We start from the raw sequence: 13,340 nt of genomic DNA, 5'->3' as shown, positions 1-13,340 counted from the left end.
TTTTGCTCTGTATCCTACAACGCGTTTTTAAATCCGTTCAATAACCATTGCAATACCTTGACCACCACCGATGCATAATGTTGCCAGCCCCGTCGTTTTATCTCGATTTCTCAGCGCATGTACTAGCGTGACAAGGATCCGCGCACCACTGGCTCCGATTGGGTGACCTAGCGCGATAGCACCGCCGTTGACATTAACCTTCTGCGGATCCAGAGCCAAATCACGTTGGACTGCCAGATACTGCGCCGCGAAGGCTTCGTTAGCTTCAATTAAATCGAGATCTGCAACAGTCATTCCGGCTTTCATCAACGCTTTTTGTGTCGCGGGTATTGGCCCCAGCCCCATAACATCAGAGCCAACCCCGGCAGATGCCCAACTACGGATGCGGGCAAGCGGGGTTATGCCCTGTGCGCGAGCAGCCTGTTCTGACATCAGTATCAAAGTGGCAGATGCATCGTTAATGCCAGAAGCATTGCCTGCGGTAACTGTGCCATCAGGTTCGAACGCAGGACGTAATTTCGCAAGAGACTCTAGCGTGGTGTCAATACGAAGGAATTCATCACGCTCGAAAATCCTCGGCTCTTTTTTCACCATTAGCGTCAGCGGCACAATTTCATCATTGAAATAGCCCGCTTGTATGGCTGCACTGGCCTTACGCTGTGAATCTACCGCAACTTGATCTTGTTCCTGACGACTAAATTGATAACGACGGGCAATATTTTCTGCCGTGACCCCCATGTGGAAATCATTAAAGGCGCACCACAAGCCGTCACGGATCAACACATCAATCAGTTTGCCATCCCCCATCCGATAGCCCTGACGTGCTTTTTCCAATAAATACGGCGCGGCACTCATATTTTCCATGCCGCCAGTTAGACAAACCTGATTATCACCACTCAAAATAGATTGAGCGCCCATCACCACACTTTTTAGCCCTGAGCCACAAACTTTATTGATGGTTAATGAGGGAATGGTGTCATTAAGTCCCGCAGTACGAGTGACCTGATGCGCCGGATTCTGCCCAAGACCCGCCTGAAGCACATTGCCAAGAATAACTTCATCAATCTGGATATGCTCAGGTAGCTCGGACAAATTCGCCCGCACAGTTGCCGCACCGAGAGCAACTGCAGAGGTATTTGCAAGGCTGCCGGAAAACTTACCGATGGCAGTGCGCTTAGCGCTTACAATCACGACAGAATTATTCATTGTGCCACCATCGGCTGTTTCATCAGGCAAAGGGTTGGAGAGACAATAAATATCGCCTCAGTTTTGGCGCGCAACTCTTCCAATGTCACGTCTGGGCTAATTTCATCAAGGAACATCTGACCATTGGTAAAGCGGAATACACCCAGTTCAGTGATAACTTTGCTAACCTTTGCGACAGCCGTCAGTGGATAGGTACATTCACGTAAAAGTTTAGCCTCACCGTTTTTAGCACAATGTTCCATCGCGATGATCACCCGCTTGGCACCTACCACCAGATCCATCGCTCCCCCCATGCCGGGCACCATTTTCCCCGGTACAACCCAGTTCGCCAAGCTGCCGTGTTCATCGACTTGTAAGCTACCCAAAACGCAAACATCGACGTGACCGCCACGAATCAGAGCAAAGGAGAAGGCACTGTCAAACATTGCCGCTCCTGGGGTCATGCCGCACAGTTGCCCACCAGCATTGACCAGTTTGGCGTTTTCTTCGGTGATAGGACCAAGACCTAAAAAGCCATTCTCGGATTGAAAGGTGACATTGATATCTGATGGAAGATAATTAGCGACTTTGGTCGGTAAACCAATACCGAGATTAACCACATCACCATCGTGTAATTCCAGCGCAACGCGCCGCGCGATACGTTCTTTGGCATTCATGCGCTGACTCCCACATACAAATGATCAACCAGTGCACCGGGGGTGACGATATTTTCTGGATTTAACTCCCCGACAGATACAATCGTGTCGATTTGTGCCACGACTGTATCTGCGGCTAGCGCCATCAATGGATTAAAGTTGCGCGCGGTCAGATGATAAATCAAATTACCCTGCTGATCGGCAAGACCGGCTTCAAGTATGGCCAGGTCGGCACGTAGTGGGCGTTCAAGCAGATAGACAATGCCGTCAAGAGTTAAGACTTGCTTGCCCTCCTCGACCACCGTCCCAACCCCTGTTGGCGTGAGGAAACCACCAAGACCCGCACCACCTGCGCGAATTTGTTCGACCAGTGTACCTTGGGGTACCAACACGACTTCCAGCTCGCCGCTGATCATTTTCTTTCCCGTTTCGGGATTAGTACCAATATGTGAGGCAATCACTTTTTTTACCTGACCATTAGCAATGAGAGGGCCGACGCCGGTATCGATAAATCCAGTGTCATTACCAATCAAGACCAGATCTTTTACACCAGACTTTATTATTTCCGCGACCAAATGTTCAGGTGTACCTATTCCCATAAAACCGCCAAACATAATAGACATGCCATCATGTAATAAAGCGCGAAATTGCACAGCGTCGAGGTTTTTATTCTTCATAAATATCTCTTTATTCATTTTCAGGCCACGACTATCCGGGCAGAAGAGACTTCTGCCGGATAATCGTGACTATTTTACAAAGACAATTAATTCAGATATCCATATCCATCAGCGCTGAACTGAGGCTTTTTCCGTGCATATCTAGCGCCAGAGAGCGAGTAACACCGCCACCTAGCGCGTTATACATCACGAAATTCAGTGCTGAGATTGCCGGAAGTTCATAGCGAACAACATCACCAAAAACAATATCGCCAAACCAATCTTTGACTTTATCCGCAGTGACGGCTGATTTTATTTTTTCGTAATCGTTCGCGTTATATGCAATTAAAGAAATATTAGAAATATTACCTTTATCACCAGTACGAGAATGAGCTATTTCACGTAATTTCATAGGGCACTCTCCAAATAGATGACCGTCGCTTGAGTATATTTTCGTGGCAATAAAGTCGAATCCATTGCCAGAATCTCTTTTACCGATTTCATGACACCGCCACCGCCAGCAGGGCCATTGGTATAGAGTGTTTCCACTTCGTTACCGACCTTGACGGCTTCTTGGCGTGACTGACAACGTGCAGCAACCCGCGCCCGAACTTCGTAAGGCTCACTGCACTGAGACCGTTGGCCACCATGTAATGCATTGACACCGATCAGATCAAAACGTGTTTCGAATAGTTCAAGACGGCAAATATCAAAACGTTCCCGAACGATATCCAGCGCTAATTGGCCACGAGTGACCGCACCTGGTCCAGCATAGGCGATTTCACCTTCACCAATAAAACCGTCCTGATAGCCGACAGATACCTTCAATGTATCAGTCCGTGCTATCCCCGTAGCGCCACTGACTCTGACAACATCGTTATCTTGTTGAGTGAAGCTAACATGACTAAAATCAGCGACCACGTCTGGTGTCAGATAACGATCTGGCCGGTGAATTTCATACATTAATTGTTCTTTACAAGTATCGACACAGACACAACCACCTGAACCGGCAACCTTGGTAATAATAGCGTCACCCTCAGCGTTAACTTCAGCAATAGGAAAACCAAGCCGCGCCAGATTCGGAACATCTTTAAATCCTGGGTCGGCGTAGTAGCCACCAGTCACCTGCCCGCCGCACTCAAGCAGGTGACCGATGCAAGTCCCTTTGCCAAGGCGATCCCAATCATCTGTCGCCCAGCCGAAGGCGTGAATCATTGTTGACAGAAACAGCGATGGGTCGGCAACACGGCCCGCAATTACCACGTCAGCATTATCATTCAGAGCCTGAACTAATCCTTCCGCCCCCATATATGCATTAGCCGACAGGATCTCTTTTCCCGACTGCAAGACGGGCCCCCCCGCTTCGTCCAGCGCCAGATTCAACGACAACAAGGTATCCAACACATCATCACCGCCGACGACTGCGACTTTAATCTTGGGCAAATTGAGTTCTCGTGCGACAGCGATAACGGCCTCCCCTGCAGCTTGGGGATTTGCCGAGCCCATATTGGTGACAATACGAATACCCTTAGCCATGCAAATAGGTAATACCGCGCGCATTCGGTCGATCAGTAATTCGTTATAACCTTTGCTGGCATCTTGCTGTTTCTGTTTTTGACCAATGGCAATAGTTCTCTCGGCCAGACATTCGAATACTAAATAATCGATATCGCCTTTCTCGGCCAATTCAACTGCAGGTTCTATACGGTCACCGGCATAACCAGCACCCGAACCAATCCTAATCTTCTTCATGCTTAATCCTTAGTGACTACATTCAGTATTTATCAATTCAATGTGTTGCAGTATTAAAATGGGAACACACCGGTGATCGCCGCAGCAAAAGTCATAATCACACTGGCGGCCCATAAGACTGGGATAGAAAATTTCTGGTGATCGGCCAAATCGACTCCAGCCAGACTCACCAGCAGGAAAGTAGCTGGTGTCAGTGGGCTAACCGCAAAACCGGTCGTCATTTGTCCCAGAACCGAAGCCTGTGCTACCTGAATGGCTGGGATCCCCATCAATTGCACGGTATGAGCTATCACCGGCATGATGCCGAAATAGTATGAATCAGGGTCAAACACCAAACTGAGTGGCATAGCAATCAAGCCGACGATGAAAGGAATGTGCGAAGCAAAGGATTCCGGCATAAAGCCAACCGCAGCCTCTGACATCGCCTTCAGCATGCCAGTGCCTCCCATAATTCCAGTGAATGCACCAGCGGCGAACAGGATACTGGCCATCATTAGTGCGGCTTTGGCATGGGCATTGATACGTTCTTTCTGCATCTCAACGTTGGGATAGTTGATCATCAGTGCCACCGTCAGGGCCACCATAAAAGCCACAGTGGGTGAAATTCGGGTCAATACCATCGTGCCGATCACCGCAATAACCAGTGCCAAATTCAACCAAAACAAGTGAGGCCGGCGCAGTGTTTTTTCCTGATCAGTTAACTCTTTGTTGTGTGAAAAATCGCCGGCAGCCATTTGGAAATGCGCAATACCAAGCCGTTTTTCTTCTTTCTTACCCCAATACCATCCCATTCCGACCATGAATATCAGGCCGCAAATTTGTGCAGGAATCAGCGGGATAAACAGATCATGGGTGGGAATATTTAACGCAGCCGAGGCTCGAATCATCGGCCCGGTCCAGGGCAGAAAGTTGACTCCCGCACTTAACGCGGTGATCCCCACTAAAATTCGCTTATCCATCCCTAGCCGATGAAACAATGGCAGCATGGTAGGAATAGTAATGAGGAATGTGACGGCCCCATTGCCGTCAAGATGGGCGATCAGTGCCAAAATACCGGTACCGATAATAATCTTAACGGGATTGGTACCGACAAAACGCAAGATCCCACGAATAATAGGATCGAACATCCCTGCATCGGTGATAACACCGAAAAAGGTGATAGCAAAAACAAACATAGCCGCCATTGGAGCCAGTTTGGTAATTCCCTCAATAATATATTTCGCCGTATCTGTACCGCTGCCCGCAACCAAAGCACCAATGATAGGAATAACTATCAGGGCGACCAGAGGTGACATGCGTTTCGACATGATGAAAAATAACAAAGTGGCAATGGTGAGCACACCAATTAACGCCAACATACCTCTCTCCTTATATTTATTAGTTTGTCACTGTTAATGTTATGTTGCATATGGTTGAGTCAAATTAACAAAAAAAGAAAAACTTAAAATACTAATCTCATCAAATTTCTGACTGCGTTATTTTTATCATGTGGGTACCTATTATTACCAATTTGTCATTTAAATAACTCTTAAACATTTACAGATAAATAGATTTACTTGTTAATCAAATACATTAATTTGTTTTATTTTTAAATGAAAAACAGATTAAAAACAGATGGTTAAACTAATACTTTCTAAGGAGAAAAAATTATCATGCGTGACTTCATGTTTTCTTTGATGGCCTTAATTTTTGTCAGGAAGATATAAATAGATTAATTGTGCTATTGATCATGAAAATGATTTTTCTAAGTTTTATGTGAAAAGTAAAACGAATAAACTATTAAGTATATTGAGCAAAGGGTGAAGGCGTGAAATGAATTTATCGATAAAACAGTTAAGGGCATTTCTTATTTTAAGTGAAACTGACAGTTTTACCCGCGCCGCCAAAACCTTTAATTTATCGCAACCCGCATTCAGTGCATTAATCGCCGGTCTGGAGGACGAAGTCGGTTATCGTCTATTTGACCGAGATACCCGTCGGGTACAGTTGAATGCCAACGGTATTCATTTTATCGACCTGGCTCGCCGATTAGTGCAAAACCATGATGATGCCGTTGGGGAAATAAAATTGCGCGTAGCGGGTGATAAGGGCCATGTCACCTTAGCGGTATTACCTTCTATTGCCGTCGAATGGTTACCGGAAGTCTTGGTAAAATATAGCCTCGTTCATCCCGAAACACGTATTAAAATGATAGATACGCAATGGGATCGTTGTCTAAAAGCGTTGTTAGACGGTCAGGCGGATCTGGCACTTACGGCGGGTCAACCATCGTTAAGTACATTTAATTCAACGCTGTTGTTTTCCGATAAGTTTTATTTGTTGTGCCATCGTAATCATCCATTAGCACAAATGGAGACAGTCGATCTTGCTGATATTGGTCAGCATCCCTTTATTGGTTTTTGCCCAGGAACCAGTATTCGTCAACATACCGATCGATTGTGCGACGGTGGTGAGGGCTTCAACTATCAGATGGAAGTACGGCAGCTCACGACAATGATGGGGCTGATTGCTGCTAATTACGGCGTCAGTATTACCACGGGTCTGACATTGTTCCAGTTCCGCCACAAAGATATCGCTATTATTCCATTCCGCGATTTGGCACTAGAACGCGCCGTCTATTTGGTGACGGTAAAGGGCCGCCACCAGCCTGATTGCGCCCAGGCATTTACCGATTTCATTTACCAGCAGGCACAGCACTTTTCCCCCAGTATTCAATAATACCCTACAGCTATACATTGTCTGTCCGCGACATCACACTGATTGAGCCAAAAAGGGACGATATAACTGGGCACGAGAAAGGTGTATTTCCCCGCGGGTTGCATCCATACGGGGAAATCGGCTTATTTAAAATCAACCGCCATTTGTTGCTGGATAGTCATGCCAGAGCTGGACTCTACACAACAGGCAATATAATCAGTGAAGCGTGGTGAACGTGGCATACCTAAATTCAGTAACCTTTCATTGCTAAAGCGTACATTCAACATAGCAAAGGAGCCATATAATCGCATCGCTTTCAACATTAACCGCTCATTGCAGGGGCCGAAAATCCCTTTTAACTGCTTTCTCATCTGCACCAAAGCACCATAATCTACCTGGCAATAATCTGTACCCACCGGTTTCTGTCTGGCGGCTGAAGACATCGCCTGATCAATGTCAGCAAAACTGACACTGTCCGTGGCTCCGGCAGAAATATGGTAGATATTTTCGGGTAAATTTGGATGCTGCAAAATACACAATAAAGCCTCCGCGCAATAATCGACGGGGATAACGTCGATATAGTCATCCAACGAGCACATAAACTTGCGCAGCATTAATGCCATGCGGAATACCCAGAAAATGCTACTGGAGGGCTGGCACCCCAAACGGGTATGTCCGACAACAATTGAAGGCCGGGCAAAGACCAATGGCAAGGTTGGGCATTGCTCAGCGAACAGGCGCTCAATAGCCGATTTCGATTTGGTATACTCCACCAAATGCGCATCATCTTCTGCGGATAATATCCGTTCACCGACCAAGGTATCCGCATCTGGCGTGCAAGACATCGCGGTACCCACATGGATAAATCTTTTTAAACCGGCCACTTGCGACATTCTTTTGCCAAAAGCTAGCGTGCCGTCAACATTCACTTTCCAAATTAGTGGGTTATTACCGAATGACGCCACAGCCGCGCAGTTGATAACATGCGTCACGGCATCAATCCGCGGATCATTAATAAAGCTGTCCGGTGTCGCTAAATCACCTAATAAAATATGGCTGGCATTTATTTTATTCAGCAGCGCATTAGGTAAATAAAATTTCGCCAGATTCTCTCTAATGCGTGTGACACCCTGCTCCGGTGTATTAGCCCGTACAAGTAATAAGTAATTAAAATCTGAGTTTTCTAACAATAGCTTTTCTAATACTGCGCCGCCCAAGAAACCTGTGGCACCGGTTAACAGAAGTGTTTTCACCATGAGTCCTACAATGATATTCAGTAGGTGGATTGTATGAATAGCTAAGTAAACGGCAGGTAAATATGAGTTAGATCGGCACATTTAGATAGAAACATAATTTTTTTCAAAATAAATCTTGAGACTTTGTTCGATATTGGACCTTATCCGACACAGGCAAAATGCCACGATGATCAGTATTGTCAGGTAATCCCTTATGCCATAACAGTCGTAAAGGAACCGTGTAACCGTAACCTGTCTCCTAATTAAAGCCCTAACCTTTTGAGTAGGGCTTTGCCAACGAGAACTGTGCCTAATCACAGGCAGTTAGTTTTTGGGCTTCAGAATTGCTAAGCCATAATTCTTTTTTCAGCGACGATTTTCATGATCCAAGCAATAATCATAATCACCAGAATAATAAGGCATAGGCCAAAAGCCAAAGCACAAGCTTGTGCCATATTTATAAATTTCAAACTTGGAATCAGATACCAGCCATCAGCTTGAACATACATATCGATAAACCATTTCTGAACACTATCTAGCTGAGCATCAAGGGGAACCACTGGCGCATCATAACCGCAATCACCGGTGGGTTTAAACCACTCCGGTGACCACTTCGCCAAAGGAAGGCCAAAGGGGAAACTGGGGTCAGTTGAGCAGCCCTGCACGCCAAACAGAGCATCATCAACACCGTGTACCGCATGATGAATACGATTCAGTTTTATTGAATATTGCAGGCCAGTGACGGCACCATAAAAACAAGAAATAACACCAAATAGTTTAAGTAAAAGGTTTTTAGGATTGATGGCCGCAATTAAACTGCCAAATACCATTATCAGCATTGCAAACCGAATATAAACACACTGCTCACACGGATTCATATAGAGATAAATTTGGAAAAACGAGTGTGCAATAATCACCAACCCACCCATGGCAACAGCCATGAGTAACCATAGAAATCGTTTATTCTGCCAACGGTAAAGAGTCTCGGAGGGCGAAGAAAATAAGTCTCTGATAAGGCCCATTATCGCCCCCTCTATTGGCTCGCCAATTGTTTAATAAGGTCCGCCATTGATTCAGTCGAACGAATACTCTTAGTAAGGATCAAATATTTACCATTTACCACAAAAGCGGGAACCCCTTGTATTTTGGCAACATCATAAGCGTATTCTTTCCAGCGCTTGAGCATTGCCTGAACTTTCGGATCGGTCAGGGCCTGTTCAAAATCTTCTTTGCTCATAGCTACTGCATCAAGCCCCGTTTTTAAAAACTCATCAGCACCACCATCCCAGCGCTCTTTTTTGTCGTGATAAGCATTATAAAAAGCAAATTTCGCTTTTTTGAATAAAGATTTATCATCCAGAAGCGAAACACCGCTTTCTTGGTCTTTATTAATCAATACGGCAAATAGCTCACTGGCAACGACACCATACTTCCCTTTAGTTTCAAGATGGAAAGGATCAAATTTAACAAAATCATTAACTTGTTGCATAACGACAGGAGTGACGCCCTTATCGTATCGATAACAGAATGGGCAATCGTAACTAAAAACTTTGATTAAAGTGCCTTGTGCATCAGGGATAACTTTTTCCAGTACGATATAATCTGTGCCCTCAGTAAATGCCGCTACACTGAATGACAAAATGGCACATATAACAACCAAACCTTTAGTGATTTTTTTCACAAGAGTATTGAGCATCACTATATTCCTCATAAGGTAACTTGTATTTGTTGTTATTTATCACTGTAAGGCCTTGCCCAAATACATTAAGGACAAGGCCCTATATGACTTATTGCCCAAAAGATTTCTCTAGGCTGAATGGCATAGCTTGATAGCCAGTGGTATTTTTTAATTGAATTTCGACGGAAGGTTCTTTTGCATTCCATTTAAATTCATTGATAAATGGATTCGGCGAAGTCAAGAATGCCCCCGTTGAAAGGTCGAATTCTGCACCTGCCGTGGCAGAGTATACGAATACTGAATTTTTATCCTGCTGGTATTCTGTTAACGAGGTTACTGGGCTATACCAACTATTACCGCGTTCTTTGCCATATTCCCAAATTTGTTGCACTGTCTTAGCTTTTTGATCAATTTTGTAAATAACAGCACGACTATATTTCATCGTTGGTAAAGCAGGTTGTTCCATGCCGCGACTGTCGCCGTTATCAAAGGTACTAATATAGATATTATCGCCTTTACTCATACTATCGATCTTAAAGGCTGTATGCTGTGTCCACGCCCAGTCAAAGCCACCTTCGCACTTACTGTTCCCACATTTAATGGACTTACCTTTATCATCAATAGGCGTTAAGATTTTATCCTTATATTTATCACTCCATCCCTCAGGGCTACCTAAAATCCATTTAACTTGCTTATCTCGATCAATTTTAACAATGGCACTTTGGTGACGTGAACTGATAATAATGGAGTCATCCTCGGTGTCGTGATCAACACTATTAACATGTACCCAGTTGCGCCCAGCACCACTCCCGACGATATCGCCAAAACTATCTGAAGAATCAAGTTTTGCTAATTCTTCATTAGTTAATGTATGACCTGCCTGGGTTGCATCAATATTTAGACAAACAGCACCTTGGTCGAGTACTTTCAGGTTAATATCACGATAAGGATCTAATATCTCAAATAAGCGCCACTCATCAACCACATTACCATTTACATCAATTTCAATAATAACGTCACGCACTGTTCTAACATTTTTGCCATCTGGTCGCTTATAGTTTGAGCTGGCAACACGTAAGAAATAGTTACCGTTCGGAGAGTTGTCCATCGAATGGGAGTAGTCGTTATAGTTTCCAGGTAGACGACGGTTGAATACTTCACGCCCCATAATATCGTATTTGACATAGCGCTGGCCGAATCCCCAGCTTAATGCGCCGTCAGTATTCTGTTTGAACCCCATCATAACGCCAGCATTATAGATGGAATTAAGGTCATAAATTGAAGGCACGAACATATACCAACGAATTTCACCACTGGTATCGATAATGGCGTTTTGCGGATAGTAGTTCCACTCTAATGCACCGCCTGTTGGGTTATTCCAGACAGCACGAGTTCCTTTACCTGATTTATCTAAAAAGTTATTAACCAGATAAAGCCTGTCTTTAAATTCTGGAGATATTTTATTGACTTGAGTATCAAACATCGCGGACTTCTGTCCACCTAAACCATTAGGTTCTACATAGATTGGCGGAGCATAAATTTGATATGTTTCTTTCAGTGTCTCTACTTTTTCACCAAAGATACGAGTGTATTCAACTTCTACAGTATTAACATAATCAGAATAGAGCCCAAATATAGGAATACCGCCGTGGGTTAAGAGATGTTTGTTAGCAACAGCATATTTTATTTCCTGTCCTTTGTCCTTAGGTACAATTCGCACAGTTGCATCTTTAAGAACATATCCTCCATTCTTAATAATGGCGGTCAGTGGTGCTATTTCGTATGGGTTCATGACCACTTCGCCAATTTTTCCTGGCACCTGATAGTCAACTTTAGGCCCGCTAGGGCCACCTATTGCCAGCACTGTTGACGGCATAAATGCGACCATAGTTGCCAACAATATGGTAGGAACAAGAATACTTTTTAGTTTTATTTTTATCATACAAATTCTTCCTTATATGCTAATAGTAAAAATAAATTAAACATTCTATAGGGTCTTGCCATTCTGCCTGTTATTACTATTACTCGGTCGTACGCTTGTATGGGCTTTGGTGATGGATACTCATTTATTAACTTGAAGTGATTATATGTATGAACGTTATTCTAATCATGCACTCAAAGTGGAATAGAATTATTCAAAAAAAGGAAAAGGTGATCTCAGTTTGAGATTGCATAAAAATTATTGGATAGAATTAACATGTAACTGGCATTATTATTTTAAATTATCAGCTGGAAAATATGACTTGATAAATAGGTATAGAACTTAAATTTTCTGAGAAGGATCTTAACAATGGAGTTTCCAAAATTTAACACAGAAATCTTATTCTTCTTCAAAACCCTGATGGAAACGGGCTCATTGACTAAAACATCTGAAAAATTAGGTATGAGTCAGGCTTCTGCAAGTCGGCAATTAGCTCATTTGAGAAAATTATTTAAAGATGATTTATTTATCAGAATGCATTACGGCATGAAACCAACAGAGCGAGCAAAAAGCTTATTTCCACAAGTAGTTGCGACACTTTTTGACCTTGACCAATTGTTAGAACCTGCCCAATTCGACCCAAAACGATTGAATGGCTTGGTGCGTATCGGGGCGGTAGATAATGGCATGTTTGTTATCTTATCCAAGGTAATTAATGAAGTGGTTAAAATCGCCCCTCAGCTGTGCATAGAAGTTACGTTAATTACCGAAACACTGTTTTCCCAAATAGAAAATGGGATTTTAGATATGGCAATTTATTCAGATTCATTGCTACCCGCTGATTTTCATCAAGCTGATTTATTCGAGGAGTCGTTTAGTTTTGTGGTGCATAAATGCCATCCCTTGGCCTATTACGCTAAAGTTGGTCGCATCCCATCAACACAAGAAGTTGAAAAGTACAAACGAGTGGTTATTAGTGTTCGAGGCGGAAGAACCGGGCATGTTGTTACCACGACACCGTTTGATGAAGCGCGCCAAACGGATATTATTTGTGTTCCTTATTTCTCCAGCATTCCTTTTCTCTTGAAAGGCAGTGAACTGACATCAGTTATCCCAACGCGCTTAGCACGGCACTTTGTTAAAGCAGCGTCCTTGGTCATCATCCCTTCACCAAACCCACCCAAAAAATATAATGTCCGTTTAATTTGGCATCATAGAGTACATAATAATGCGGCTAACCGTTGGATTCGCCAGCTGATTTTGAGTTTTGCTAAAGAGATGGATGTACCTAAATCCACCACAAAAATCCATTGTGTTGAAGAGTGACTATTTAAGATAGAAATTCTTTATCTAAACTAGAGAAAGCTATTATTGCTCACATTTTTCATCTTTATGATTTTGAATAATCCTGTTTCACTTTTTGAATAATACAATATCGTTTTAAACTTAAAGATAAGCATCATTTCATTACTGACACTTTCTCTTTTCATAACTTATGCGCTCAATATGTTAGTCCCCTACCAGTCCGCGGTAAATTAGGCTATTTCATCGCGCTGATAA

The 13,340-nt window shown here is 43.7% G+C and carries 12 protein-coding genes; 2 read left to right on the top strand and 10 right to left on the bottom strand.

Annotated features, from left to right (window positions below; all coding sequences use genetic code 11):
- Positions 1-27: 27 nt before the first annotated feature.
- From DJ58_RS01690 to DJ58_RS01715, 6 genes are all read right to left on the bottom strand, one after another.
- Positions 28-1,206, bottom strand: coding sequence for an acetyl-CoA C-acetyltransferase (locus tag DJ58_RS01690; RefSeq protein WP_032911601.1), 1,179 nt, complete (start codon positions 1,204-1,206; stop codon positions 28-30).
- Positions 1,203-1,862 (bottom strand): 3-oxoacid CoA-transferase subunit B, encoded by a 660-nt coding sequence (locus DJ58_RS01695; protein ID WP_032911600.1) that lies wholly within the window; start codon positions 1,860-1,862, stop codon positions 1,203-1,205. Before DJ58_RS01695 ends, DJ58_RS01690 begins: the two co-directional genes overlap by 4 nt.
- On the bottom strand, positions 1,859-2,518 hold the full coding sequence (atoD, locus tag DJ58_RS01700; RefSeq protein ID WP_032911599.1) for an acetate CoA-transferase subunit alpha: 660 nt from the start codon (positions 2,516-2,518) through the stop codon (positions 1,859-1,861). The genes DJ58_RS01695 and atoD overlap by 4 nt, the downstream gene beginning before the upstream one ends.
- 91 nt (positions 2,519-2,609) lie before the next feature.
- The gene (locus tag DJ58_RS01705; protein ID WP_032911597.1) at positions 2,610-2,909 is read right to left on the bottom strand and encodes an AtuA-related protein; all 300 of its coding nucleotides are present in this window, start codon (positions 2,907-2,909) and stop codon (positions 2,610-2,612) included.
- On the bottom strand, positions 2,906-4,249 hold the full coding sequence (locus DJ58_RS01710) for an acyclic terpene utilization AtuA family protein (RefSeq protein ID WP_004711135.1): 1,344 nt from the start codon (positions 4,247-4,249) through the stop codon (positions 2,906-2,908). The genes DJ58_RS01705 and DJ58_RS01710 overlap by 4 nt, the downstream gene beginning before the upstream one ends.
- A 53-nt stretch (positions 4,250-4,302) precedes the next feature.
- Entirely contained in the window at positions 4,303-5,607 is a 1,305-nt protein-coding gene (locus DJ58_RS01715) for a CitMHS family transporter (RefSeq protein WP_004711134.1), read from the bottom strand.
- Between the two features lie 454 nt (positions 5,608-6,061).
- Here DJ58_RS01715 and DJ58_RS01720 point away from each other — a divergent pair, with 454 nt between their 5' ends.
- On the top strand, positions 6,062-6,967 hold the full coding sequence (locus DJ58_RS01720; protein WP_004711131.1) for a LysR family transcriptional regulator: 906 nt from the start codon (positions 6,062-6,064) through the stop codon (positions 6,965-6,967).
- 122 nt (positions 6,968-7,089) lie between these two features.
- Here DJ58_RS01720 and DJ58_RS01725 read toward each other — a convergent pair whose 3' ends face one another.
- The 4 genes from DJ58_RS01725 to DJ58_RS01740 all read right to left on the bottom strand — a co-directional run bounded on the left by DJ58_RS01725 (position 7,090) and on the right by DJ58_RS01740 (position 11,747).
- Positions 7,090-8,199 (bottom strand): SDR family oxidoreductase, encoded by a 1,110-nt coding sequence (locus DJ58_RS01725; RefSeq protein ID WP_032911615.1) that lies wholly within the window; start codon positions 8,197-8,199, stop codon positions 7,090-7,092.
- A gap of 329 nt (positions 8,200-8,528) precedes the next feature.
- Entirely contained in the window at positions 8,529-9,203 is a 675-nt protein-coding gene (gene dsbI / locus DJ58_RS01730) for a protein-disulfide oxidoreductase DsbI (RefSeq protein WP_032911595.1), read from the bottom strand.
- 11 nt (positions 9,204-9,214) lie between these two features.
- Positions 9,215-9,877, bottom strand: a complete 663-nt coding sequence (locus DJ58_RS01735) for a thiol:disulfide interchange protein DsbA/DsbL (RefSeq protein WP_004711126.1) — start codon at positions 9,875-9,877, stop codon at positions 9,215-9,217.
- Between the two features lie 91 nt (positions 9,878-9,968).
- Entirely contained in the window at positions 9,969-11,747 is a 1,779-nt protein-coding gene (locus DJ58_RS01740) for an aryl-sulfate sulfotransferase (RefSeq protein WP_204365712.1), read from the bottom strand.
- 402 nt (positions 11,748-12,149) lie between these two features.
- Here DJ58_RS01740 and DJ58_RS01745 point away from each other — a divergent pair, with 402 nt between their 5' ends.
- Positions 12,150-13,106, top strand: coding sequence for a LysR family transcriptional regulator (locus DJ58_RS01745; protein WP_004711121.1), 957 nt, complete (start codon positions 12,150-12,152; stop codon positions 13,104-13,106).
- Positions 13,107-13,340: the final 234 nt, after the last annotated feature.

The sequence above is a fragment of the Yersinia frederiksenii ATCC 33641 genome, assembly GCF_000754805.1.
Lineage (GTDB): Bacteria > Pseudomonadota > Gammaproteobacteria > Enterobacterales > Enterobacteriaceae > Yersinia > Yersinia frederiksenii.
The sequence above is the reverse complement of the archived record's forward strand: the minus strand, read 5'-3'. Positions and strand labels throughout refer to the sequence as shown.